This is a genomic window from Pseudoalteromonas sp. S1727 (genome assembly GCF_005886375.1).
Classification (GTDB): Bacteria; Pseudomonadota; Gammaproteobacteria; order Enterobacterales; family Alteromonadaceae; genus Pseudoalteromonas; species Pseudoalteromonas haloplanktis.
The window spans coordinates 70,126-95,135 of the sequence record NZ_PNDT01000025.1; the positions used below are offsets into that span (position 1 = coordinate 70,126).

22 protein-coding genes are annotated in these 25,010 nt (G+C 41.3%); 13 read left to right on the forward strand and 9 right to left on the reverse strand.

Annotated elements, in window-relative coordinates; translation table 11 throughout:
- Positions 1-4: 4 nt before the first annotated feature.
- The 6 genes from CWB85_RS08175 to fabR form a co-directional block, all read right to left on the reverse strand.
- Positions 5-4,639 carry an OmpA family protein gene (locus CWB85_RS08175; protein WP_138554605.1) on the reverse strand — a complete coding sequence of 1,545 codons (4,635 nt, stop codon included), beginning with the start codon at positions 4,637-4,639 and terminating at the stop codon, positions 5-7.
- 2 nt (positions 4,640-4,641) lie between these two features.
- Positions 4,642-5,709 (reverse strand): TolB family protein, encoded by a 1,068-nt coding sequence (locus tag CWB85_RS08180; RefSeq protein ID WP_138554606.1) that lies wholly within the window; start codon positions 5,707-5,709, stop codon positions 4,642-4,644.
- A 97-nt stretch (positions 5,710-5,806) separates the two neighbouring features.
- On the reverse strand, positions 5,807-6,169 hold the full coding sequence (locus CWB85_RS08185) for a hypothetical protein (protein ID WP_016708983.1): 363 nt from the start codon (positions 6,167-6,169) through the stop codon (positions 5,807-5,809).
- A gap of 1 nt (position 6,170) precedes the next feature.
- Entirely contained in the window at positions 6,171-6,827 is a 657-nt protein-coding gene (locus tag CWB85_RS08190; RefSeq protein WP_016708982.1) for a PGRP and LysM peptidoglycan-binding domain-containing protein, read from the reverse strand.
- Between the two features lie 33 nt (positions 6,828-6,860).
- Positions 6,861-8,039: a DUF4397 domain-containing protein gene (locus CWB85_RS08195; protein WP_138554607.1), complete on the reverse strand. Its 1,179-nt coding sequence runs from the start codon at positions 8,037-8,039 to the stop codon at positions 6,861-6,863.
- 105 nt (positions 8,040-8,144) lie between these two features.
- A complete protein-coding gene (gene fabR, locus CWB85_RS08200) occupies positions 8,145-8,768 on the reverse strand; it encodes an HTH-type transcriptional repressor FabR (protein WP_016708980.1) in 624 nt (207 codons plus the stop codon).
- Between the two features lie 126 nt (positions 8,769-8,894).
- On the opposite strand from fabR, the gene CWB85_RS08205 reads away from it, so the two are divergent.
- Together CWB85_RS08205 and sthA are read left to right on the forward strand one after the other, a co-directional pair.
- Entirely contained in the window at positions 8,895-10,028 is a 1,134-nt protein-coding gene (locus CWB85_RS08205) for an acyl-CoA desaturase (protein ID WP_138554608.1), read from the forward strand.
- 13 nt (positions 10,029-10,041) lie between these two features.
- Positions 10,042-11,469, forward strand: coding sequence for a Si-specific NAD(P)(+) transhydrogenase (gene sthA, locus CWB85_RS08210; protein ID WP_016708978.1), 1,428 nt, complete (start codon positions 10,042-10,044; stop codon positions 11,467-11,469).
- A gap of 98 nt (positions 11,470-11,567) precedes the next feature.
- Here the strand turns inward: sthA and hemE are convergent, their stop codons facing one another.
- The gene (gene hemE, locus CWB85_RS08215; protein WP_016708977.1) at positions 11,568-12,632 is read right to left on the reverse strand and encodes a uroporphyrinogen decarboxylase; all 1,065 of its coding nucleotides are present in this window, start codon (positions 12,630-12,632) and stop codon (positions 11,568-11,570) included.
- 473 nt (positions 12,633-13,105) lie between these two features.
- Between hemE and CWB85_RS08220 the strand changes: the two genes are divergently transcribed.
- Together CWB85_RS08220 and CWB85_RS08225 are read left to right on the forward strand one after the other, a co-directional pair.
- A complete protein-coding gene (locus CWB85_RS08220; RefSeq protein WP_016708976.1) occupies positions 13,106-13,573 on the forward strand; it encodes an Rsd/AlgQ family anti-sigma factor in 468 nt (155 codons plus the stop codon).
- 164 nt (positions 13,574-13,737) lie between these two features.
- Positions 13,738-14,790, forward strand: a complete 1,053-nt coding sequence (locus CWB85_RS08225; RefSeq protein ID WP_138554609.1) for a S66 peptidase family protein — start codon at positions 13,738-13,740, stop codon at positions 14,788-14,790.
- A 55-nt stretch (positions 14,791-14,845) separates the two neighbouring features.
- On the opposite strand, the gene fkpA is transcribed toward CWB85_RS08225, so the two are convergent.
- The gene (fkpA, locus tag CWB85_RS08230; RefSeq protein ID WP_016708974.1) at positions 14,846-15,601 is read right to left on the reverse strand and encodes an FKBP-type peptidyl-prolyl cis-trans isomerase; all 756 of its coding nucleotides are present in this window, start codon (positions 15,599-15,601) and stop codon (positions 14,846-14,848) included.
- A gap of 201 nt (positions 15,602-15,802) precedes the next feature.
- Here fkpA and CWB85_RS08235 point away from each other — a divergent pair, with 201 nt between their 5' ends.
- Positions 15,803-16,801 carry a WD40 repeat domain-containing protein gene (locus CWB85_RS08235; protein WP_016708973.1) on the forward strand — a complete coding sequence of 333 codons (999 nt, stop codon included), beginning with the start codon at positions 15,803-15,805 and terminating at the stop codon, positions 16,799-16,801.
- Positions 16,788-17,003 (forward strand): SlyX family protein, encoded by a 216-nt coding sequence (locus CWB85_RS08240; RefSeq protein WP_016708972.1) that lies wholly within the window; start codon positions 16,788-16,790, stop codon positions 17,001-17,003. Before CWB85_RS08235 ends, CWB85_RS08240 begins: the two co-directional genes overlap by 14 nt.
- Positions 17,004-17,013: 10 nt before the next feature.
- On the opposite strand, the gene CWB85_RS08245 is transcribed toward CWB85_RS08240, so the two are convergent.
- Positions 17,014-17,217, reverse strand: a complete 204-nt coding sequence (locus CWB85_RS08245; RefSeq protein ID WP_029216159.1) for a YheV family putative zinc ribbon protein — start codon at positions 17,215-17,217, stop codon at positions 17,014-17,016.
- A 143-nt stretch (positions 17,218-17,360) separates the two neighbouring features.
- Here CWB85_RS08245 and CWB85_RS08250 point away from each other — a divergent pair, with 143 nt between their 5' ends.
- The 7 genes from CWB85_RS08250 to CWB85_RS08280 all read left to right on the forward strand — a co-directional run bounded on the left by CWB85_RS08250 (position 17,361) and on the right by CWB85_RS08280 (position 24,901).
- A complete protein-coding gene (locus CWB85_RS08250; RefSeq protein WP_138554610.1) occupies positions 17,361-19,283 on the forward strand; it encodes an ATP-binding cassette domain-containing protein in 1,923 nt (640 codons plus the stop codon).
- Complete coding sequence (locus tag CWB85_RS08255; protein ID WP_138554611.1) at positions 19,270-19,683, forward strand: TIGR02444 family protein; 414 nt, start codon at positions 19,270-19,272, stop codon at positions 19,681-19,683. The genes CWB85_RS08250 and CWB85_RS08255 overlap by 14 nt, the downstream gene beginning before the upstream one ends.
- A gap of 627 nt (positions 19,684-20,310) precedes the next feature.
- Positions 20,311-21,291 carry a hydrolase gene (locus CWB85_RS08260; RefSeq protein WP_138554612.1) on the forward strand — a complete coding sequence of 327 codons (981 nt, stop codon included), beginning with the start codon at positions 20,311-20,313 and terminating at the stop codon, positions 21,289-21,291.
- Positions 21,288-21,533 (forward strand): YheU family protein, encoded by a 246-nt coding sequence (locus CWB85_RS08265; RefSeq protein WP_016708967.1) that lies wholly within the window; start codon positions 21,288-21,290, stop codon positions 21,531-21,533. The genes CWB85_RS08260 and CWB85_RS08265 overlap by 4 nt, the downstream gene beginning before the upstream one ends.
- Before the next feature lie 59 nt (positions 21,534-21,592).
- Positions 21,593-22,786: a dipeptidase gene (locus tag CWB85_RS08270; protein ID WP_138554613.1), complete on the forward strand. Its 1,194-nt coding sequence runs from the start codon at positions 21,593-21,595 to the stop codon at positions 22,784-22,786.
- Between the two features lie 144 nt (positions 22,787-22,930).
- Entirely contained in the window at positions 22,931-23,854 is a 924-nt protein-coding gene (locus CWB85_RS08275; RefSeq protein ID WP_249314817.1) for a hypothetical protein, read from the forward strand.
- A 123-nt stretch (positions 23,855-23,977) separates the two neighbouring features.
- Positions 23,978-24,901: an alpha/beta fold hydrolase gene (locus tag CWB85_RS08280; RefSeq protein ID WP_138554615.1), complete on the forward strand. Its 924-nt coding sequence runs from the start codon at positions 23,978-23,980 to the stop codon at positions 24,899-24,901.
- Positions 24,902-25,010 lie beyond the last annotated feature (109 nt).

A 25,010-nucleotide genomic window follows, 5' to 3' on the forward strand; every position in this document is an offset into this window, starting at 1 on the left:
CGCTTTATTCGTTTTTAAAAGCCCCTAATGGTTTTACTTTCGACTTTGTCGCATCTTCAATAAACCACTGCTTTACTTCACCTTCAGTTAACCCTTCCTCTGACAAGCGTTTATACACTTCTTTTTGCGATGGGGTTGAATGCTCGCCATTTAGCTTGGCAGCTAACTCTTTTAAATCAGCTTCTGGTAATGTTTTCCCCCAAGGCAAATCGCTATTTGTAGGGTTAGGCAGTGGTAACTTTAACTGCAAACCATGGTTGCTGGTTTTATCAGTCATTGAGCCTATATCATTAAAGTTAAAACCAGAATTACCCGCAGAATTAAAGCTAGCAACGCCTAACTCCATGTTATACACCCTGTCTTCCTCGCTGGTATATATATCACTAAATTGGTTTGTAAATATCTCACCAAAAGGCCTTAAGCCGTTTACTTCAACACGCTTTGGCGACTCATACTTTAAGCTAAAGTTCGCTGCAAAAACAAAAACCTGCTCTTCACCGGCAAACGCTTTAGCGCTGCGATCATGCCAATTCAGAAGCGCTCGACCTTGCATGCCTCTGTCATTACTGTGCCCAGCCTTATTAAGTAGCTCAACAAACTCTCGGTATTCTCTAAACTTTGCACCTGTTGAGTCATCAAATTGATAGTTATCATCTTCCCATCTATTTAAAGCTTGGTTGTAGCCTTTATTTGCATTACGAGTCGCCTTACCTAAATAATAGAGTCTTGATTTATAAGTAGGGCCCACATCATTAATGCCAATGGTTTGTTGTAGAGTTAATTCACATGGCACACTGCGCCAATTCAAACCTATCAGTGTTTTTGTATAGTTTTCTGATTCAAGTTTTGTACAGGTAGCAACGACCATAATGTCTACTTTGGTATTCCAGTCAAAGTCATCAAAAATAATGCCATCACCAAACTGGCGTACTTTAAATCCTAAACTTTGTGCTGCATCAAATTGGCTTTCAAATAAACGGATTGAGTGTCCTTGCCTTTGTATTTTACTGGTTATTAAATAAGGCTTCCCTTCACCACCAAAACGCACCAATATTCGAACACTTTTTTCCCCGGCAAAAAGTTCAGGACGAACAAAACTAGAACTTTTACTGGTTAAAAAATCTTTTATTAGTAGTGACTCTTCATTGCCACCATCACGTTCTGTATTTAAATCTACATAAAAGTCGGTAGCTATATATTTATTTTTTATACCAAGCCCATTAAGAATATTTAAATAGCCGGAGTCAAAAATCATTTCATCGTTATTCTCTTCTCGCTCACCCATTAACGGCAATACTACTTCACGACTACTGCCAACTTGGGCACTAATGTAATAACGCATGTCAGCAAAGTTTTTAGCTCGATAATATTCAAGTGCAGAGTCATGCATAAATGGGTAAAAAGCTTCTTTATGCACCATGGGTTTAGTACCCAAATATGTTTTTGGCCCTAGCTGAAAAAACGGCGTAAACACACAGCCAAACTTTCCTGCAAAGTGCTTTTCGCTTTCTAATAGCTCAGACTCAACAAGTGGCCTTACCAACTCTTTATAAGCAAGCTCGTTATTTACCCCATCACAGCGCGTTACTTTCAAGGTAATAGGGGCAATAGCGGTCATCGTATCGTTAAACACCACTAAAACACGAATAGGTGTGAATGGCGTTAAGCGCTTTAGTTTGTTAGCAATAATTGGCAACCATTTTTTTGATGTTTGGTCTTGATAATATATGGCGCTGTGATGATAACTTGCCTCACCATAGTCAGAAAATACCGGCTCAAAGGTGTTTGCAAAGCTTTCTAAGTATTTACTGCCTGCTTTTTCTTGGGTGCCAAAGGTATGAATAGGGAAGTAGTTTTGAAATTCAGCGGTAATATAGTTATGTTCACGCGCGAGTTTTGGCACCGTCATCATATAAAAGCCATATGGGTTAGACTGCGAATGTACATAAAGTGCATTTTGAGGATCTTCTACCACAGCTTTACGTGCGGCTTTATCTAACAGACTGTAATTGTCATTGAATCCATAGAGCGCTTTTTTATCATTGCCTACGTTTTGCTTTTGATCTGCGATACTGTCGATCAAAAACACCCAAAACGTATCCATTCGAATAGACGCACCGGGTAAATTAGGAAGCGCCCAGCTATCACCTAATAAAAAGTTTTCTATGTATTGTTTTACTTTATAGCGCTCTAGATTGGTGTAGTACTCGCTTTTATCCCCTTCACGCTGTGCTCTTAATAACAAGCCCATCAGGCCCGAGATTGCCTCTGAGCGCAGTCTAAATTGCGCAGCCCACTGCGTACTTTGTTCTGTGCTTTCGCTGTCTTTAAATTCATTAAGCAGCTCATGCATCATCCCTTGGTTAGCCGCACATTCTTGGCCTAGGCGTTTATCTCTTTGAATTTCGGCATAGTACTTTTTACAGGTATTATCGAGCAGTACTTCATCCATTAAATTAGCAGCTGATGTAGCTATAGCACCACCTGCTTTTATAACTGCCACCGCCGCCGCAATGGGTGCTGTTGCCGGAATAAATGCCATCACACCCAAAGCAATGTTGATCATTTGCCACGCCATGGCATCAACCGTTTCACCTACTTTTATGTCGTTAACCACAGTTAAATTACGAAAGCGCTCTAAGCTATCCATACCTTCGCGTGATGGGCAAACAGAGAGCTGGCTAATAGCATAAGCGGCAATATGTACACGGCGATTTTGCGCTCGGCTGGCTTCGTCTTTATTATTTACAAGTGGCTGAGTATAACCCAGACCTTGCACTTCAATGCGCGCTTCATCAATACCTGCTTGAGTTACTAAAACATTTTTAACAGCATCGGCTCGTCGCTCAGATAGCGCCATATTATAATCGTAATGACCCAGATCGCAGGTATGGCCTGCCACTATAATTTTAAGAGATGCGTTTAACTCAAACGCTTTTAAAACCGCTTCACTTTGCTGCAAAATAGTATCACGGTATTCATCGGTTACCTGCTCACTATTAAGTGCAAACTGAGCTTTAATTACCACGTCTTTTACTATTTCTTTAGCGCTTAAATGCTCAAAGTAATCTTGTGAAACGGTTTTATAATGTTGCTTAGATTGCGCTAAATTAGGGATGTTAGTGCCAATTTGTTGTACTGTAGCTTGCCCGAGCGCAACAATGTTAGTCGCTAGATCAGCTATATTTAACGCATTACCTGTTGCATCCATTGCTACTTTAGGAATACCAATACGCCCAGATATAGTACCGCTGTACTCCCTCATTTGCGCAGGTGTATTATCAGGCAAGCGCCACAAGTTTTTTGCAAGCGCATCTTTCCAATCATCTGTGGTAAAGCCTGCGCGGGCACTGCGTAGCTTTTGCCAAGCATCTTGTCCTTCTTGCATCGCAAATACAGAATCAAGGGTGGCTTGAATGGTTTTATCTGCTGTTTCATTTAAATGCGTATGAATTGCTTTGGCAATTTTACTGCCTAATACAAATTTACCATTAGTGGTAAAATTGCCGTTACTGGCACTGGCGGTTATATCAGTATTGATTAGCCCGGCGGCGAGTTGTGCTCGGCCTTTAGCCACCGCCCAACCATGGCAAAAGCTTTCATAGCCGCTAGCCATTTTAATGGGCTCATCGCTGACTTTAGCGCGGCCAACTTCATTACCGTTTTCATCTTTTACACTGATGTTTTTAGGGTCATACGTGGCATGTTCTGTTTTTAAATCTTTGGCATAACTAATTAAGTGGCTATAAAAACGCGGGAACTGCTTTATTATTGCCTCTTCCACCGAAAGCGGATCGCAGTTAATCACATCAAACTCACCGGCTTCATTTTTTATATCAAAGCGCACCATTTCGGCAAGTTCATAATAATAAGTACCGTCATACTTAACCGATTTGGCGCACCAGCTTGCAATATTGGCTTCATAGATGTTCCGCTGAAGCCTTATTTTTACCCTATACAACCCTTTGGGTAACTTCTTGTTAGTACCGGTTATCACCGCTAATTTAGTTTCTGTGTCGAAGGTAGCTGGTATATCTCTACCTATAGGCGACGACAAAACAATATTTTCACCCGGAGAAAGAAGCGGGATGTTTGGATTAATACTTAAAATTACTGCTCGGGTTTTTGCCAGTATATAAGCTTGGATACTTTGTACGTTTTTTTGAATTATTTCTTTTTCATACCATTTATTGTAAGTGTCATCTTCGCTATTTTCTGTAGGCTGTTTTAAATTGGTAATGGGGACTGTTTGTAACTCTAATAACGGTGTATTTGTGCTACTGTAATTTTTTAAATTATCAACAAATTCTTTAGCCCATCCACTAGGATTATTATTAGCAATGAGGCCAATGGTCTCCATTGGCGGAATAATAATAGGTCGTTGATTATTATTAGCCGTGTAGGCATGAAACGGCTGACGCGTCTCTAAAGACTCATTGTTAACCGTTGATAGAATACCCGCGCTATTTGTTTTTAATACAACAGGCTTTTTTGTATCATAAGTGGCTGACTTTGGCTGTTCAGCAATAACAATTCGGTTTGCTACCGGCGTTAACTTACCCACCGGTTTATTATTTTCAACATAACCAGTTAATAAATACACTATTGGGCTGGCACTTCCTTTGCTCATGTCATGCATAATTAGTTACTCTGTGCTTTTTGGTTGGTAATAGCGATAGGTGCTAAAACGTTAAGCCCCCAAATATTCATTTCTTTAGTACGCGTAATGCGTTTCTCTCCCGTTAAAATATTGGTTCTAGTGATAATGCTATAAGTAACAGGCTTACCAAGCTCATCAACCTCGCCCATCGGGTTAAAACCAAACTTAAGTGTGACATTTTCATCCAATGAAAATATCACACCACCACCCTCCCCTTTTTCTGAGTGCTCTATTTCAGGGTTGGCAATATTCACCCAATGAAAATGAAAATCTTCTCTGCCATGCGTCATAAACGCTAAATACTTACCATCGGGTGAAATACGGTGGTTTTTCATTTCCCACGCTTTTGGGAAACCAAAATTAACTTTGCGTACTATCTCGCCATCAAACGAGTGAATCCAAAAACCATCGTGCTTTACCGCTAAAAACTCTTTATCTCCCGGAAGTAAAAAAGCAGCGCCACTGTGGTGAATTTGCGGCCGCGGGGTTAGCTCGCCTGTTGGAACATGGTAATTAAAGTTTTTGCCGTCTGAGTAAAAAATCACATTTTTACTGTCTGAGGTCCAGTTAAACCACGGGTAACCACCACCACCTGACATGGTAATCAACTTTTGCTCTTTAGTGTCGTACAGCTGACGAGTTGCTCTATCATTTATATAACCCGAAATAGCGATATAGCGGTTATCTGGTGAGCGTGCTGGCGGATGCAACCCCGCAGGCTCCAGTTGGGTAAAAATTTCTTCAGGAATTATGCGGCGCCTGTCTGAGCCATCTAAACGAGATGACCACAGCGTGCGTACCTCACTGTATTTGTATTTACTCCAAAACATTAACCGCGGGGTTGAAAATGTATCAGCATCACCATACACCTCTTCACGTATTTCCATTGGCCACTCAGGGTGGTTTTTATGCTCCTCTGCCCATGGGTATTTAGCAAGGTCAATCTCTACTTGCTCAGAACCCTGTGATGACGGCTCCGAGCAACCGCTTAGTACCAAGCTGGCACAAAGAGAGAACACGCAGAACATGCTGTATTTTTTAAAAAACATCAAAAACTATCCTTTTACTGAATGAGCCCATTTATTGGGTTACTGTAAACAAACTCATTATTTAAAACTTTTTATAATGAAGACAAAATGAATGCACTTACTCTTCTGTTATTTCTGCCATTGTTACAGTTTTTGGCGTTTGCTTGTTAAGCTCGCTGAATGGCACGTTATCAAATATATAGTAAGTAGGCTGACCGTCGTTTGGGTCTTGTATTAAATCGAAATTGCCACTTTGGGGGATGTCGGTAAATTCTATACGAACCCAGTCCCCCTCAGGTATTACACGTGATATGGGTTTTATTTGCTGCCAGTTATGTTGATTATTTACCAGCACAAGTTGTTCTTTTGCGTAATTTTTTGTATTTGTATCGACTTGATACAAAAATACAAAAGCGGGTTTCACAATCGTTAACAGATTTGTATTGTTAACTACCATTGGCATACTATGCGGGGTACTCATACTAACTCCCAAATACTTGTTGTAATTTTGCTTTAGTTTTAGGGCCAGGAATACCATCAACTTCTAGCTCATGTTGGTACTGAAATTCTTTTACCCCAATGCGTGTTTTCTCCCCCATGACGCCATCAACTTTACCGCAATTAAACCCCAACATATTACAACGTCCCTGCACGCCAGAAAGCGTGTCGATTGGATCTAGGTTGCCTATTTGTACCGCAAAGCTTTTAGTTGGTGTGGTGTCGCCTGCTTTTAAATATAAATCGACGCTGCCAGTAAGTGCGTCATTATTATTAAGCTCTACTTCGATAAGCCCATCACTTTGCAATACGGTATCGATTGTTTGGCTGCCAATATTAAGCACGACACGTTTACCCGCAATATCCTCGCCATCGTCATACGCTACTTTTAGGCGAAAATATTCCTTTTCATCGCGAACCACAAAAGTGTTTTTACTACCTGTTTTTAGCGGCATGAATTTTTCGGTTTTTTGCGGGATCTTGATAATGTCACCCGGAAAAATTAAATTAGGATCAGGGCGTAGTGCTTTAAATTCAGCATTACTAGGGTGGTTATACAAGGCGGTTGAGGTTTTATAACCATATTGACGTGCTATGCGTAACAATGTTTCGCCTTGCGCAACGGTGTGTTGGTGTACCATTGATATATCCTTATATCTAAATATAAACCGCTGTTAGGTGATATGACCTACAGACCAGTCATGATCGGCAAGTTCAAAAAAACTCACTTTGGCGTTTTCAAAGTCAGGACCTGACACATTGGCGTAGCCATTTTGATCGAGCTGGCCGGTGATAACGTGGCCATTACGCAGGCGAATTTTATAGCCCATGTTGGCTTGCGGTGCGCCGGCTTCGTCAAGCAATTCGATTTCATACGCTAATGTCGGCTGCTCAACTGTAAACGTGGTGGTGTCTACTGCACCACTGGCAGTAACAACCACGGTATAAACACCTGGTTTTACAGAAAAATAATGCTGCCAAAACGATACTTCATCTGGGCGCTTTTTATCGAGTTGCAAGGTTACTTGCCCGTTAGTTGGCCCTTGCCATTTAATAACCACAGTGCGACTGTTGCTACTTGAGCCTTCAATATTAAGTTTCCAGCCATCAGGTACTCGTAAACTGGTGCCTGAGGTTGCAGGTTTACGACTGCTAAAACCTAAGTTGTAGTCGTAAATTAAGTTAGCATTTTTATAGCCGGTATATTGCTGGGCAAGTTGCTCTACAGTTTCACTTGCTTGTAAAAGATGGGTAGAAAAACTTTGCCTAACTTGATGCGATGCTTTTAACTGCACCGTACTTTGTAAAACGGGTTTGTATATACACACTGCGGGCAAATGAATTTCAACTACGGTTGGCTTTGAAGTGCGGCTATGTTGCTGCATTGATTGGGCAATATATTTTGCTTGCCCTTCGCCATACTGGCTATTAAGCAGTGCTGGGTTTGCTAAAAAATCTGTTTGTTGAGCGCCAGTTAAAAAGTGCTCTGATGCTGAATAATCAGGTGCAGCATTAGCTCCGCCAGATGAGGAAAAAGTCGTGGTATTCACGGGCTCTTTTGGATAAAAAGCTAACCCGTGCGCGGTGTTTTTATAGCTGTTGTAACTGACTTTTCGCCATGTTTTTTCATTTATCCAAAATTGGCTGCGGGGATCATCACGAAGCCGTGCGGCTTGACGTTTATCGATTACACCATACTGATTATCTTGGATAAGCCGTTGTAGTTTTTTTGGTAATGAAAAGAATTCAGCGCGCCTGACATAAGTAAATGTGACATCAGGTGTCATTACTTCGTCTTTTACTTCATCAAAAATATGGGCATGTTGAAAGTTCACCGCGTCCTTGGTGAGCATGTGCGTCCTCGCTTTCTTTATTACCTAGCTTTAATTAACTAGGTACAAATGTAGTTGCCAATAATAAAGAAATAGGAACAAAAAATCTACAAGCATTTATACTGATTATGCGCTATCGGTTTTATTCTCTCTTACATAATTACTTGCACCACGAGTAATATAACGTAATTGCCATATAACGCGCTCAACCAGTTCATCACGTTGCTGACCTTCAATATCAAGGGCTTCGGCGCCAGCGTTAAACACTAACGTTACCATAGCCTCTGCTTGAATATACGCTTGGCTTGCATTACACGGTGTTTCACTTTCAAGATAATGTGCAAGTTCTAAAATAAAATGCTTTATTTCACGAGCTACAGCGGCGCGAAACGCTTTAGAAGTGCCAGATCGCTCACGCAGCAGTAGCCTAAATTGATTGCTCGAATTATCAATAAACTCCATAAAAGTAACCACAGAAGTAGTAATAACACTACCGCCACTGGCTATGCGGCGACGAGCTTGACGCATTAGCTGACGCAGCGTTAAACCCGCCTCGTCAACCATCGTTAAGCCCAGTTCATTCATGTCTTTAAAATGGCGGTAAAACGAGGTAGGCGCAATCCCCGCTTCACGAGCTACTTCACGTAAACTGAGGTTCGAAAAGCTATGATCAGCACTAAGTTGATTAAATGCCGCCTCAATTAGAGCTTGTCGTGTTTTTTGTTTCTGTTGCGCGCGAACACCCGACATAAACTACTCCTGATTTAATTAAAATCAATTTATGGTGATTTTTATCTTAATTCCCCAGTCTAATACTTGACGGCAAGAGAATGAAATATTATTTTAGCTTACAAGTGTACGCTCAGATTTTTTAAGATGAAAAAACCACCTATTATCTGGACTAACGTCCTATTTTTCAGTATTACCTTTTTGGCAGCCGCCATCTTAGTTCCTTGGTATGGATTTACCAGTGGCTTTAGCAGTGCGCATTGGATCGCCTTCGTTGCGTGTATGTTTTATGCTGGTATGTCGATTACCGCTGGCTATCATCGCCTTTGGGCACATAAAACTTATGATGCTCACCCAATTATTGAATTTATCTTCGCTTTAGGCGGTGCCTTTGCACTACAAAATAGCGCGTTACATTGGAGTAGTGATCACCGTGTTCATCATGGTCAGGTTGATGATCCAGTAAAAGACCCTTACGCCGCAACCAACGGTTTTTGGTATAGCCATATAGGGTGGATGCTACGTGACTACCAAGGCGACAGCTATGGTGATTACTCTAACTGCCGTGACTTACAACGCAATAAAGTAGTGATGTGGCAGCATCGTCATTATATGAAACTAGTTCTGGCAACTAATATTGGTATTCCCCTGTTACTAGGTTTAATGATAGGCGATGTAATTGGTATGCTATTATTAGCAGGGTTGTTACGTTTAGTATTAAGCCAACACTTTACCTTTTTTATTAATTCAGTTGCGCACATTTGGGGGTCACGCCCTTACACTGAGAAAAATACAGCACGAGATAACGGCTTTTTGGCTCTGTTTACTTACGGTGAAGGTTATCATAATTTCCACCATATTTTTGCCAGCGACTATCGAAATGGCATTAAATGGTTTCATTATGATCCAACAAAATGGATGATCCGCGCCTTTGCCAGTGTTGGATTGGCAAAGAAATTAAAACGTACACCAGTTGAACGTATCGAAAAAGCCAAAGCCGAAACGTTAATGAACAAAACACAAAACCGTTTAGCTAAATTGCCTTTAGCGCAAGATAAGCTTACATTATTGCAGCAAGAGTACGATTTATTGCTAAAAAAGCTACAACACTTTTGTGCACTAAAAAAGCAAGTATTAGAAGTTAAAAAGAATAACATGCTGCAACAATGCGAAAAATCGGCTTTAATGGCACAATATCATGAGTTGGAAGCTGCCTGGGAAAATCAAAAACAGGCATGGCTTGCACTAAATGCGAGGTTATTAAAAGCCTCTTTTAGTTAATGTAGGAGTGGCTGTGGCCAAACAACAAGTAAAGAAAGAGCAACAATCGTTTCAATATGATGCGATTATTATAGGCACAGGTCCTGGCGGTGAAGGTACCGCCATGAACCTATCTAAAAGCAACAAGAAAGTAGCCGTTATTGAACGCCAAGAAGGTGTTGGTGGCGGTTGTGTACATTGGGGTACTATTCCTTCAAAAGCGCTACGTCATTCTGTGAGCCGCTATATCGAATATAAAGCAAACCCATTATTTAATATCGGCGAACGCCCTAGTCGCTTAACATTCCCTGATATTCTGCGCCACGCCAGTTCAGTGATTTCTAAGCAGTCAAATCTGCGCAGCAGTTTTTACGATCGTAACCGGATCCACCTATTTCAAGGTGATGCTAGCTTTGTAGATAAAAACACAATTGAAATTACGCGTAATGATGGTTCGACTGAACGATTAACAGCTAAAACAATTGTTATTGCAACAGGTTCTCGCCCATATCGTCCACCAGAAGTAGACTTTACCCATTCGCGCATTTACGACAGCGATACTATTTTAGGGCTAGAACATGACCCTCACCGCGTATTAATTTATGGTGCTGGGGTTATCGGTTGTGAATACGCATCAATCTTTAAAGGGTTAGGGGCGAAGGTTGATTTAGTGAATACCCGTGACCGCTTGTTGGCATTTATGGATGCTGAAATATCAGATGCCCTAAGTTATCACTTTTGGAATAGCGGCATTGTTATTCGCCATAACGAAGAATTTGATCGCGTTGAAACTCGCGACGATTGTGTAGTGATGCATTTAAAATCAGGTAAACGCGTCAAAGCAGACTGTATTTTATTTGCTAATGGTCGCACCGGTAACACTGACGGTTTAAACCTTGAAGCTGTAGGCTTAAAAGCAGATGGTCGTGGCCAGTTAAAAGTCAATGAAACCTACCAAACAGAGGTTGATAACATTTATGCCGTGGGTGATGTTATTGGCTACCCAAGCCTTGCCAGTGCTGCATTTGACCAAGGTAGAATTGCCGCCGATGCCATAGCTTGTGGCAATTGCGATGAAAAACTAATTATTGATATTCCGGCAGGCATTTATACCATTCCTGAAATGAGTTCTGTCGGTAAAACCGAACAACAGCTTACTGCGGCTAAAATACCGTACGAAGTAGGCCGTGCGCAATTTAAGCATTTAGCACGAGCGCAAATTGCCGGTACTGAAGTGGGTAGCTTAAAAATATTATTTCATACCGAAACGAAAGAAGTATTGGGTGTCCATTGCTTTGGTGAGCGCGCCTCTGAAATTGTGCACATCGGCCAAGCCATTATGGAACAAAAGAATGGCGGCAATAACATTGATTACTTTGTAAATACCACGTTTAACTACCCAACCATGGCTGAGGCCTACCGTGTTGCTGCGTTAAATGGTTTGAACCGCTTATTTAAGTAACCCATATTTAAAAGCGTTTAAAAGACAACAAAAAGCCCGCTAACATTAGCGGGCTTTTTACTACGTAAATAACGAGTGGCTCGTTATTCTAACGGTTATTATTTATGATATTGCGCACTTAACTCATGTACGGCATTGATAAATACGCCGGCATGTTCAGGGTCTACATCTGGCGTAATACCATGGCCTAAGTTAAATACATGGCCATCACCGGTACCAAAGTCTTCAAGTATTGTTGCTACTTCTTGGCGAATGCGATCAGGTGTACCATGCAGCATTGATGGATCCATATTACCTTGTAATGCCACTTTATCGCCAACACGACGTTTAGCATCACCAATGTTGATAGTCCAATCAAGACCTACGGCGTCACAACCTGTTGCTGCGATTGCTTCTATCCATTGGCCACCATTTTTAGTAAACAGCGTTACAGGCACTTTACGGCCGTCATATTCACGAATTAAGCCATCAACAATTTTGTGCATATACTGCAAAGAGAACTCATTATAATCACGTGGGCTCAATACCCCACCCCATGAGTCAAACACCATTAACGACTGTGCACCCGCTTTAATTTGTGCATTTAGGTAGTCGATCACTGAATCTGCTAACTTATCAAGTAACAAATGTAATGTTTGCGGCTCTGCAAACGCCATTTTTTTTATTTTGCCAAATACTTTGCTACTACCGCCCTCAACCATATAAGTGGCTAAAGTCCAAGGTGAACCAGAGAAACCAATCAGTGGTACTTCGCCTTTTAATTCACGGCGAATGGTGCTTACTGCATTCATTACATAGCCAAGCTCATCGGTTGGATCAAGCTTTGGGATCTTTTTTACATCAGCTAATGATGAAATAGGGCGCTCAAACTTAGGACCTTCACCTGTTTCAAAATACAAGCCTAAGCCCATTGCATCTGGAATCGTTAAAATGTCGCTGAATAAAATAGCAGCATCTAGCGGGTAACGACGCAACGGTTGCAGGGTTACTTCGCAAGCAAGCTCAGCATTTTTACACAAGCTCATAAAATCGCCCGCTTGTGCACGTGTGGCACGGTATTCTGGTAAATAGCGCCCTGCTTGGCGCATCATCCATACCGGAGTTACATCAACAGGTTGTTTTTGTAGTGCACGTAAATAACGGTCGTTTTTTAATTCGCTCATGCGTAAGAGATCCTAAAGCTGTTATGAAATTGCGCAGATTGTATCACCATATCGCACCGTGCTCTATTGCAATGTACTTGCCGATGATACAGATCAATGGTTTTATTTTACGCTTAAAATTCAAGCAACAAAAAATAACATTTGAAATTTTTCATTAATATGTTTGCAACATTACAAAAAGCTTGGTATAACTTGTTCCGCGTTAACAATAAAAACAATAAAAATTATATAACAACAAAAATAAAAATCTTCCCATAACAATAAGAAAGCTTGTTTTAACAAGTCATGGAAAAGAAATTAAACCACCATTTATGGTGGTTTTTTCTTGCCCAGAACAATTGCAAAGTAGTAATAATAACTACCTATATATCAATACATTAACCTTTTATTACTAAATTATTTAAAAAATGTGTTGATCTTTTCTGCATATTTCATTGTTATAGAAGAAACCAACCCAGCTAAGGAGAAAGATAATGCTGACGCGTTTGGAAAAAGCTCAACAAAAATGGGGTGGTAGCCACACCGTTATCGATAAATGGCTTACAGAACGTCAAGAGCTGTTAGTTTTATATTGTCGTATTGCTGGCTTTTCACCGTATGATCAAAAAGACCACGCTTTACCAGATCAATTACAGATCCAAAATTTTTGCCAAATCTTGATGGATTACTTATCTGCTGGGCACTTCGAGGTGTATGACGACATTGCCAAAGCATGTGAACAAAAAGGCCCTAGTAGTCAAAAACTTGCCAATGAACTTTATCCACGAATTTCAGAAACCACCGATACTGCTCTTGATTTTAATGATAAATATGCAGAAGTAGATAAAGAAGATTTACTCAATGACTTTGATCATGACTTATCAAAACTAGGCGAAGCACTTGAGCTGCGCTTTGAATTAGAAGATGAATTAATCGATAATTTGTATTCTAATCATACCTAAATAACACCACTATGCTGTAGCAAGGAGCTCTGCTCCTTGTCTGTTTTCTACCTGTTGCCTTACCGATAAAAATTAAATATTCCAAACCACCCCAAATAATTGAAATTTATATTTCCATAATGTAATGATAGAGCCATTGTGTATAAAAATAACAAAGGCTCGCTATGAATAAACGTACATTTTTAAAATCTGTATCACTTCTCAGTGCTGGATTACTCGCAGGTAATAGCGTGCAAGCAGTCGCTAATTCATCAAACTACAACGTATTAAGTTTGAAAAAACCTACCTCACTACCAAGAAAGGGGACTATTGGCGTAGTCAGTCCATCCGCGGCAACTGCAAATCAAAAAGATATTATTTTAGCCAAGCAAGTAATAGAAGCACTTGGTTACAAAGCAAAGTTAGCTCCTAATATTATGGCAAGACGCGGCCACCTTGCCGGTACAGATACACAGCGTGCGGACGATCTTAATGCGCTGTTTAACGACAGTAGTGTTGATGCTATTTTTTGCTTGCGAGGCGGCTCAGGGGCTGCGCGTATCTTGCCATTACTGGACTATGCCATGATCCGTGCTAACGCCAAACCGCTAATGGGTTACTCTGACATAACTGCATTACACAATGCACTGCTTGCTAAAGCGGGCATTGTTAGTTTTCATGGCCCCAATGCATCAAGCAGCTGGAACCGATTCCATGTTAAGCAGTTTCAGCAAATGTTTGAGCAACAAACACGTATGCATTTTAGCAACCTACCTAAGGGCGAAGACGAATTGGTAAATAGCCAATACCTGACCCAAACAATCACTCCTGGTAAAGCAACAGGACAACTGATTGGAGGTAATTTAACCGTACTAACCGCTTTAGCAGGCTCAACTTATTTACCTGAGTTTGACGGGGCGATTTTATTTTTAGAAGATATTGATGAAGCACCTTATCGCATTGATCGCATGCTTAGCACATTAAAACTCATGGGGGCGCTGGATAAGATAGCCGGCTTTGTATTTGGCGATTGTAACGACTGTACACCGGGTCGAGGTTATGGCTCATTAACGCTTGATGAAATTTTTGCAGATTATATTAAGCCACTGGGCATTCCCGCTTATCGCGGTGCGATGATTGGCCATATTAAGCGACAATTTATTTTACCCGTCGGCACACAAATTGAAATTAATGCGGATGCCGGCACGTTGACTATGAAAGAGGCGGCCTTCAGCTAAAATTTACACAATAAAAAAGGGGCAAGTGAGCCCCTTTTCAATCCAGAATAACTAGTTATTCTGCCGCAGCAGCTTGCTCTTCGTTTTGAATTTCAAGTAGTTCTACTTCAAAAACAAGTGTTGAGTTAGCTGGAATTTTACCTAAGTCACGGTCGCCGTAAGCAAGTTCAGCAGGAATGGTGAACTTGTACTTAGAGCCAACTGGCATAAGTTGTAAACCTTCAGTCCAACCAGCGATTACGCGGTTAAGAGGAAAAGTTGTTGGTTCGTTACGTGAATAAGAGCTGTCAAATTCAGTACCGTCTAATAAAGTACCTTTGTAATGTACTTTAACTACATCTGTAGCAACTGGCTTTTCACCATCACCTTCAGTGATCACTTCATATTGAAGGCCTGATTCAGTCACTGTAACGCCTTCTTTTGCAGCATTATCAGCTAGGTATTTTTCACCTGCAGCTTTGCTTTTTTCAGCTTCAACTTTCGCATGAGCTTCTTGCTTAGTACGTACAGATGTATCAAGTGTAGTTAATACTTCACGAATTTTTTCTTCGTCAAGTTTTGCTTCGCCAGCAAGTGCATCTTCAAAACCACGAATAAGCAGTGCTTGGTCAAGCTCAATACCTAACTCTTTTTTATCAGCTAAATCTTTATTTAAAAAGTTACCAACTGATGCACCGATACCGTATGCTTGTTGTTGTGCTTCAGTATCTAGCTTAACGGGTGCTGCTTGTTCTTGTTTTGCTTCTTGATTACAAGCTGTTAGCGCAAAAACTGACGCTGCAATCAATGACAATTTAATCGTCTTTTTCATTTTAAATCTCCGACACACTTTGCAGATGTCATTTATTGTATTATTACTAGTTAATGATTAACGGCCCGTGATAGGCTACTTATCTAATTTCTGATTGTAAGCTACCGCGCACTTTCAAGTTATTAGATAAACAACCTTGGCCTTCAACGTGCCCTAGTCTAACCTCTCAATCACTAAGAGTTAAGGGGAAATACCTGTAATATGTCGATATTTCGTACTTTTTTGTATCTTCTGTGCTGCACCTTGCTAATTGCCTGCTCAGAACAAAAAGACCAAGCGACTGCAAGCTATGAGCATGCAGCTAGAGGCTCCTTTGCCTCAGCAGTATCTCATGATGGCAAATACAGCCTGATCTCATCCATACACCATGGGGTCGCCCTATGGGATAATCAACAGCAAGTGCTAAAATACCAATGGTTTCAGCAACAAGCCCAAGATAGCCTAGTTCACACTGTCGCCATTGCGTATGACAATAGCCATGCTGTCACCGCAGAAAAAACCACCTTTGCTGTTTGGGATATTGCTAGCGGAAAAAATACCGGCTATTACAAAATCAAAACCGCCACCATTCGAGATATCGCCATCAGTAACCAAGGTCGCAGCGTTTTATACGGTCGCAGCGACGGCGTGGTTGTTTATCTCGAATTAGAGACCGGTAGACGCATAGAGTTCCTTGGTCATCAAGAAAAAATTAACGCGGTCGATTTATCCCCCAATGGACATTTTGCCCTCAGCGGCTCTAACGACTACGTAGCCTATTTTTGGGATACTCGAACAGGGCAAGTGATCCATCGCTTTAATCACCCAACCAGAGTGACTCAAGTAGCCCTTGATCCACAAGGTCGCTATGCATTTACCGCCGACAGTATGACACAGGCACATGTATGGCAGCTGACAACGGGTGATCTTGTTAGTAAACTGGCGTATATTGCCCGACAAAGAATTTTCACTGCGGTTCGCTTTAATGATGCAGGCACCTTACTTGCTACCGGCTCACCCAATCGCTTGGTTGATTTATGGCAGTTAGATACGGGTGAAAAAATTCAGAGTTGGCATGTCACCCCGCGCGAAGGCAGCAGACCTAAATCAGCGGTGGTGCTTGATGTTGCTTTTACTGACAACGATACCAAGTTGTTAACCGAAAGCTCCAGCGGAGTCGCTGAGCGCTTTATTAGACGAGATAAAAATGAACACAATTGAACATCGCTTAATGGAACTTGAAGCCAAAGTCGCTTTTCAAGATGAAACGATTGATATTTTAAATGACGAAATTAAGGTGCACCAGCAGCTGTTAGCGAAGATGAAACGCCAAACAGAGCTACTGGCTGAAAAAATTAAAGAGTCGCAATCAGCGCCGTCGATGATGTCAAACATGCCAGAGCCACCACCGCCGCATTATTAATTAGCGCGGCTTAATCGCCCGGTTTAAACACGCCGATTACTTGCTCAAATTGGCGTGTTGATGCTTGTACTGCCTGTTCTGGCTGCGCCATTTTATGGCCGCACTGCATGCACTCAACTTTTTCTACGTCATGCTCTTTATAAAGCATCATCATATCCATTGTTTTACACTCTGGGCAGGTTGCTCCAGCAATAAATCGTTTTTTCTGCTTCACTACGCTTTCTCACAGTTTGAAAAGAAACTCGCCGCATTTTAACCCAATAACTGTTCAGTTGATACGCTAGCAATTGAAATATAGCCCAGCTTCCGTGCTATGATAGCGCCAAGTTCACACAGGCACAGTAAAGCGCATAATACATGATCCAGATCTCAGAAATTGAATTACTCCGCGGCGGTAAAGCACTGCTTAAAGATGCATCGGCTACCTTATTTCCAGAGCACAAAGTCGGCCTCGTTGGTGCAAATGGTTGCGGTAAATCGACGCTTTTTAGCTTATTAAAATCTGAGTTACAGCTTGATGCGGGTAATTGCAGTATTCCAAAGGATTGGTCGATTGCCTCGGTAAAACAAGAAACCCCAGCACTTGAAATAAGTGCCATTGACTATGTACTACAAGGCCATCCAGATTATTACGCATTACGTATTGCTCTGCGCGAAGCTGAACAAAATAACGATGGCGACACGCAAGCCAAAGTTCATATCCAGTTAGAAAACATCAAAGGCTACAGCATTGAAGCCAAAGCCGGTGAACTGTTGCATGGTTTAGGTTTTGCCAATAACCAAATCGAAAACCCTGTGAGTGATTTTTCCGGTGGTTGGCGTATGCGCTTAAACTTAGCTCAAGCACTTATTCGCGATGCTGATTTATTATTACTGGATGAGCCAACCAACCACTTAGATTTAGATGCCGTGTATTGGCTCGAACGCTTTTTACGTGCTTACACAGGCACCTTGGTATTAATATCACATGACCGTGAGTTTCTGGATGCCGTGGTCGATCAAATTTGGCACATTGATAAGCAGCTGATCAATGTCTACAAAGGTAATTACTCGCAGTTTGAACGTCAAAAAGCTGAGCGTTTGTTGCAACACCAAGCGATGTTTGAAAAACAACAAGAGCAAATTGCCCACCTTGAGCAGTTTATTACCCGCTTTAAAGCAAAGGCAAGTAAAGCTAAGCAAGCACAAAGTCGTGTTAAAGCCCTTGAACGCATGGAAAAGCTCGCCCCCGCTCACGCTGATTCCCCCTTTGACTTTGAGTTTGCGGAACCTACAGCATTACCAAACCCATTGATGACGCTCGATAAAGCGCAAGCCGGCTATGGTGATGTGACAATATTACACAGTATAAAGCTCAACTTAGTGCCAGGTAGCCGTATTGCTTTACTTGGTCGTAATGGTGCAGGTAAGTCTACCCTGATAAAGTTGCTCTCTGGCGAGTTACAACCGCAAGCTGGTGAGGTGTTCCAACATCAAGGTTTAAATATAGGTTACTTCGCCCAGCATCAGCTGGAGTCACTAGATTTAAAAGCCAGCGCCGTCACTCATTTACAGCGTTTAAATCCAAAAGCAAGCGAGCAATCACTACGTGACTTTTTAGGTGGTTTTGCCTTTATAGGTGATAAAGCCCTTGAGCCAGTTGCACCGTTTTCTGGTGGCGAAAAAGCCCGCCTAGTTTTAGCTATGCTGGTTTATCAAAAACCTAACTTACTGCTACTGGATGAGCCAACCAACCACCTTGACTTAGAAATGCGTCACGCACTGGTTATGGCATTACAAGGCTTTGAAGGCGCAATGGTAACCGTATCCCACGATCGTCACATGCTAAAAAATACTGCCGACGAATATTACTTAGTCGACAACGGTGAAGTAACCCAGTTTGGCTACGATTTAGACGAATACTACCAATGGCTACTCAATGCTAACAAAGAAGCAGCTAAAGCCACGCAAGCTGATGATGAGCCTAAAGCAAACTCGCAAGTAAATCGCAAAGAGCAAAAACGCCTAGAAGCCGAGTTTAGAAAAGCCGTTCAACCACTTAAAAAACACATTGAAAAGCTTGAAAAACAACTCGATAAACACTCAGCCGAATTAGCTGAAATCGAAGAATCACTTGGCGATAACGAGCTTTATAACGATGACAACAAAGCAAAACTCAAAGAGTTACTCGCCAAACAAGCGACATTAACGCCAAAAGTAAATGACATCGAAGAGGAGCTACTTATGGCCCTTGAAGAAATGGAAGAAAAAGAACAGGCCTTTGCTGATGAGCTTGCTTAACAGCGATGATTTTTGGCAGTTTGCATGTCAGCTTTATAGCGAAGATGGCATGCAAGCACGCCTGTTAGGTTATCAAAACCAGCAAGGTAAAAACGTTAACCTATGCTTGCTGCTGTACTATTTAGATTCTCTCAATCTCACCATCAACAAAGCCCAGCTAAACAAACTTGAACAATGCATTAGTGAATTGGATCAACAGGTATTAACACCCTTGCGTGCCACACGCGCTTATTTAAAAGCAAATCAAACCACGATTTCAGATTATGCTGCGATTCGTAAAGACCTGCTCAGCGCCGAGTTAAAGCTGGAAAAGCAACAACAACAGTTGTTAATAACCACAATTAATAGCTTTGCTCTAACACCTTGCAGCACGCCAAGTAACACAAAGCTCTATTTGTAAAAGCTCTCATGTAGGTCGCGCTTTAGCGCGTTAATTTTAATAACGAAATAATTCATGGCTAAAGCCGCTTACCACCAGTAGTCATATTTTGTTGAAGAAACCTACTTTTGTTGCAAATCAATTTTTAACTCCCCCTCATTTACTTCTCATTCTGTTCTCTTTGTGCAAAAAGATCTTTAACTGACTTACAGCAAAAATTGTCGCCATAAATGACGACCTACAGCAATTCATTACCTTGTAATTTTCCTCTCGCTAGCTGACTTGATCCAAATCAACTTCTGTATCACTGCTAATCAACTTAGGAAAATAGCTTGATCTGGATCATACCAAGCTCAGCTAAGCCAGCCTATGATTAACCCATAGACATCAGGAGGCAAGTTATGGACGTATTCTTTAGAGATTTTTTTAGCGACCCAGTACTATTTTTATCATTTGGTTTTTTAGGAATAGTAATCAGCTTATGCCTTTTCTTTGTGTATTTCTTTATGAAAAAAATACACGATGCAGATATCCCCAATTAGAATTAAGCACGACGCGCAAAGCCCCTATCAAGTTATTTGATTAGGGGCTTTTTATTGCCAAAAATTTGTTACACTTATACTTCAATTAGCTAGGTAGTCGTCAATAATGCTTACAAATTTCAAGCCTGCGTGGTGGATGAGTAATCGTCATGTGCAAACCATTATGCCGCGTTTTTTTCGTCCTTTTCATAATACGCGTTATCAATTAGAGCTGCTTGATACCCCAGATGGTGATTTTTTAGAACTTGCTTGGTCGTTACCAAAAAATGACGATGCACCGCTGGCCATTGTACTGCACGGCCTTGAGGGCAATATAAACAGCTTTTATGCCAAAGGTATGATGAAAGTCCTAAAAAAGCAGGGGTTTAGCGTTGTTTTAATGCATTTTCGTAATTGCTCAACGCAAGTAAATCGCCTCCCTCGCGCGTACCACAGTGGTGAAACTGGCGATCTCGATTTTTTTATCAAACAACTTAAACAACAATTTCCAAATCGCCCGTTACTGGCAGTTGGCTTTTCACTCGGTGGCAATGTACTTGCTAAATATTTAGGCGAACAAGGCCAACAGTGCAGACTTGATGGCGCAGCTGTGGTGTCGGCTCCTTATGAGTTGTCGGCATCATGCCAAGTAATACGAAAGAGCCTAGCAAAAATTTATCAAAAATATTTGCTCGACCGAATGAAGAAATCCATGCAACGCAAACTGCCACAAATTGAGCAACAAATCGATTTAACACCCAAGCAATTAATGGAAATTAATGATTTATGGCAATTTGACGACCAACTAACCGCTCCTTTGCATGGTTTTTCTGGTGCTGAGGATTATTACCAACAAGCTAGTGCCAAGCCCTATTTAAAACACATAACCACACCGACGTTAATTGTGCACGCTAAAGACGACCCAATGCTATCGATTAAAGCCGTACCGAGCAGGCAAGATGTGAGTGAACATGTTACGCTACGCATCTCAGAAAAAGGCGGCCATGTTGGTTTCATTACGGGCAGTAACCCATTTAAACCGGTTTACTGGTTAGAGCAAATCGTGCCTGAGTACTTCAATCAGGTAGTTAAAAAAGAGCAGTTATGATCATTCCACACCAGCAACTCGATAAAGACACACTCTATAACTTAATCGAAAGTTACGTTTTACGTGAAGGCACCGACTACGGTGAACAAGAATTTAGTATTGAAGCAAAAGTGGCGCAAGTTAATCAGCAATTAAACGCTGGCGAAGCGATGGTGTTCTTCTCTGAACTACACGAATCAGTCACCATTATCTCTAAGAGCGAGTTTAAGGCGCTACAAAGTGAAGAGCAGTTTAACGAGTAAACTTGTCAGCCTCACGATAAAACTTCACAATGGCTCTTTTACTTCAAGAGCCATTAAAAATGATAAAACTAAGCTCAATAGTTGTTGCTATTTCTCTAGCTCTTAGCAGCCAAGTGAATGCAGATACAACTACCCCCTCTGATAAAGCTATCAAGCTCACACAAGAAACCATTTTAATCGATACGCACATTGATGTTCCATACCGTATTCACAAAAGCTGGGCAGATGTAACCAAAGCCACTGACGACGGTGATTTTGACTACCCTCGCGCCGTTAAAGGTGGTTTAAATGCGCCGTTTATGTCGATTTATATTCCTGCTAATTTAGAATTTGAAGGTAAAGGAAAAAGCTACCAACTAGCGAATCAACTCATTGATAGCATGGAAGCGATTGCACAGCGTGCACCAGACAAATTTGCCATTGCAAGCTCTACCTCTGATATTAAAACGCAATTTAAGCAAGGCAAAATGTCACTGGCAATGGGTATGGAAAATGGCTCGCCAATTGAAGGCGATATGAAAAACTTACAACACTTTTTTGACCGTGGTGTGCGCTACATCACTCTTGCCCATTCACAAAGCAACCATATTTCTGATTCATCTTACGATATTCGCCGTAAATGGAAAGGCTTGAGCCCATTTGGTAAAAAGCTGGTCACTGAAATGAACAATATCGGTATGCTGATTGACGTATCGCACATCTCAGATGATGCGTTTTACCAAGTAATGGAGCTATCTAAAACCCCTGTAATTGCCTCACACTCGTCGCTGCGAAAATATACGCCGGGCTTTGAGCGTAACATGGATGACGATATGCTACTTGCACTGAAAAAAAATGGCGGGGTTATCCAGATTAATTTTGGTTCAAGCTTTGTCACAGCCAGCTCCCGTAGTTGGTATGATCAGCTAAACAGTAAAAAAGACTCGGCGAAAAAACAAGGCACTAAATTAAGTAAAGATTTTGACGCGGCGTATCGCGCTAAAAATCCATTCCCGTTTGCAAGCCTTGCACAAGTGCTTGACCATATCGATCATGTCGTTGAGCTAATTGGTATCGATTACGTTGGTATTGGCTCTGATTATGACGGTGTGGGTGATTCATTGCCAACTGGCTTAAAAGATGTTTCAAGCTATCCTAACCTAGTACAGGGTTTGATGGATCGAGGCTACAGCAACACTGATATTAAAAAAATACTCAGCGGCAACATGCTACGCGTATGGCAGCAAGCCGAAGCGTATGCGAAAAAACATTAATCTGTACATTTTAAGCTCTGGGCAACCGGAGCTTACACAAAGCCATTGAAAAACTCATTTTTGTACCTGCCTTTCTACATATTTTAACAGAACTTTTTCGCCAAAATGGGTAAATTAGCGTTTTATCTTTGGAGCACATTTTTAATGCCTATCAATAAGGGCTCTGTAGCAATTGTTATCGCCACAATTGCCATTGCTATATCATGTTACGGTACTTTTTTCGCAAAACATGTAGTAACCCCACATGCAAAACAAAACGCTATACACCAAAATGGTTCAGAAATAGTGGTCACTAACATTCCGTTAAATAACGACTATAACGAGCTATCTATCGATCTATTAAATAAAAAGATTACCGCCTTACAATTACAACTCGCTAATTTGCAAATGCAAAACCCAGCATTTGAGGAAGCGACCAATCACGACGAATTTAAAGAGCTGGTAATTACGGTACTCAATGAAAAAGATCAGCAAGAAGCCGAAAAAATGCGTAAAAGTAACCCTTTATATGACTTTTATGCTGATTTACCAGAAGATTATGACTTACGTTTAAAGTCAGAACCGGCCTATGCCGAAAATATGGCGGTACAATTACGACAGCAAATTCTTGACCAAAATGCCAGTGATATTAATAGATTAGCAGCGCTAGCTCAATTACAAATGAACTTATATATTTTAAATCAAGCCAACATACCTGAGTATGATTATGAGGTTTTTAAAAATGTATTAGATCTGGCCGATAATAGTCATGATGATAAATTCAAAATTCAAGCCATAGAAATTACAACTCAATCGCCAGTGCTTGATTATCGTTTAACTGAACGCTTTACGGCACTTCTAGAGCAAGATTCTAACGAGTATATTCGTCGCTTAGCTGGCCAAGGTTTAGTTACTCAATTCTATCAAGCTCAGAGCGAGAGAAGCGACTATAGCCAACAGATTGCACAACACATTCTATCGCTATATCAAGACTCTGCCGACGATAACGTCTATTCGGTATTAAACGAAATGATTGGCAATGAAAACATGCTAGCAGAGCTGCAAAAGTACGCTGATGGCGGTAGTTAAAAGCAAATCACTACAAGCAGAAGCTTTGGAATATAAAAAATTCATACTAATGAGCATGAAGCTACTCGTTGTTCTGGCTATACTTTGCATAATTAATTAGCTGCATTAGATCCATAATCGACTATGCGCACTATTAAAACGAGCAGCGGTATCAACATTAGCTATCAAGATAGCGGAGAGCTTGCTGCTCCCGTTATTATTTTGATAATGGGACTCGGTGCGCAATTAACAGTATGGCCCGACGAACTGTATTATGGCTTAGTGAATAATGGTTTTCGGGTGATTCGGTTCGATAACCGCGATACAGGCCTTTCGAGCCAACTTGGGCAGCTAGGCAACCCAAACCTATTTAAGATATGGTTAAGCAAACGCCTCCCCGTCGCTTCTCATATCCCTTACACTCTGGATGATATGGCGAATGATGTACTGGAGTTAATGGCTGCGCTAAAAATTAAAAAAGCGCACCTAGTCGGCGCATCAATGGGTGGCATGATTGCGCAACTTATTGCCGCACAAAATAAGAAAAAGGTTTTAAGTTTAACCTCAATTATGTCGAGCTCAACTAAACCTAAACTCTCGGCAGCTAGCTTGAAATTATTCATACAGCTTGCTAAACATCGTCCGCGACGTGAAAACCGTGACAGTGCTATTCATTACAATATCAAACTAAATCAACTAATAGGCAGCCCCGCTTATCCACAAGATGAACAAACACTACGTAAACAAGCTACATTAGGAGTGGATAGAGCACACAACCCCCAAGGTTTTTACCGACAACTCGCAGCCATTGCCGCCAGTGATTGTAGGCAACATTTAATGCCGAAGATCAAAGCTCCAACATTAGTTATTCATGGCAGCTCAGATCCTGTCATGCCTGTGGCCGCAGGAAAACAAACCGCACACCAGATACGCAAAGCAAAATTAAAGATAGTAAACGGGATGGGCCACAACTTCCCGCCAGCATTAATGGCAAAAATGACCAAGTGGATCAGTAAACACGTTAAAAAAGCAGAGCAAAAGCGCGCACTGAAAAAGAACAAGCGGTAAGCGGTAAGCGGTAAGCGGTAAGCGGTAAGCGGTAAGCGGTAAGCGGTAAGCCAAAAAGTTGATCGTAGCAAGTTACTATGTCATCTATGATAATAGGCTCGGGCGGCTT

Excerpts from the sequence above, each read along its gene's own strand:
- CWB85_RS08175 (WP_138554605.1), bottom strand. The coding sequence starts at position 4,639 with ATGCATGACATGAGCAAAGGAAGTGCCAGCCCAATAGTGTATTTATTA.
- CWB85_RS08180 (WP_138554606.1), bottom strand. The coding sequence starts at position 5,709 with ATGTTTTTTAAAAAATACAGCATGTTCTGCGTGTTCTCTCTTTGTGCC.
- CWB85_RS08185 (WP_016708983.1), bottom strand. The coding sequence starts at position 6,169 with ATGAGTACCCCGCATAGTATGCCAATGGTAGTTAACAATACAAATCTG.
- CWB85_RS08190 (WP_016708982.1), bottom strand. The coding sequence starts at position 6,827 with ATGGTACACCAACACACCGTTGCGCAAGGCGAAACATTGTTACGCATA.
- CWB85_RS08195 (WP_138554607.1), bottom strand. The coding sequence starts at position 8,039 with ATGCTCACCAAGGACGCGGTGAACTTTCAACATGCCCATATTTTTGAT.
- fabR (WP_016708980.1), bottom strand. The coding sequence starts at position 8,768 with ATGTCGGGTGTTCGCGCGCAACAGAAACAAAAAACACGACAAGCTCTA.
- CWB85_RS08205 (WP_138554608.1), top strand. The coding sequence starts at position 8,895 with ATGAAAAAACCACCTATTATCTGGACTAACGTCCTATTTTTCAGTATT.
- hemE (WP_016708977.1), bottom strand. The coding sequence starts at position 12,632 with ATGAGCGAATTAAAAAACGACCGTTATTTACGTGCACTACAAAAACAA.
- CWB85_RS08220 (WP_016708976.1), top strand. The coding sequence starts at position 13,106 with ATGCTGACGCGTTTGGAAAAAGCTCAACAAAAATGGGGTGGTAGCCAC.
- CWB85_RS08225 (WP_138554609.1), top strand. The coding sequence starts at position 13,738 with ATGAATAAACGTACATTTTTAAAATCTGTATCACTTCTCAGTGCTGGA.
- fkpA (WP_016708974.1), bottom strand. The coding sequence starts at position 15,601 with ATGAAAAAGACGATTAAATTGTCATTGATTGCAGCGTCAGTTTTTGCG.
- CWB85_RS08235 (WP_016708973.1), top strand. The coding sequence starts at position 15,803 with ATGTCGATATTTCGTACTTTTTTGTATCTTCTGTGCTGCACCTTGCTA.
- CWB85_RS08240 (WP_016708972.1), top strand. The coding sequence starts at position 16,788 with ATGAACACAATTGAACATCGCTTAATGGAACTTGAAGCCAAAGTCGCT.
- CWB85_RS08250 (WP_138554610.1), top strand. The coding sequence starts at position 17,361 with ATGATCCAGATCTCAGAAATTGAATTACTCCGCGGCGGTAAAGCACTG.
- CWB85_RS08255 (WP_138554611.1), top strand. The coding sequence starts at position 19,270 with ATGAGCTTGCTTAACAGCGATGATTTTTGGCAGTTTGCATGTCAGCTT.
- CWB85_RS08260 (WP_138554612.1), top strand. The coding sequence starts at position 20,311 with ATGCTTACAAATTTCAAGCCTGCGTGGTGGATGAGTAATCGTCATGTG.
- CWB85_RS08265 (WP_016708967.1), top strand. The coding sequence starts at position 21,288 with ATGATCATTCCACACCAGCAACTCGATAAAGACACACTCTATAACTTA.
- CWB85_RS08270 (WP_138554613.1), top strand. The coding sequence starts at position 21,593 with ATGATAAAACTAAGCTCAATAGTTGTTGCTATTTCTCTAGCTCTTAGC.
- CWB85_RS08275 (WP_249314817.1), top strand. The coding sequence starts at position 22,931 with ATGCCTATCAATAAGGGCTCTGTAGCAATTGTTATCGCCACAATTGCC.
- CWB85_RS08280 (WP_138554615.1), top strand. The coding sequence starts at position 23,978 with ATGCGCACTATTAAAACGAGCAGCGGTATCAACATTAGCTATCAAGAT.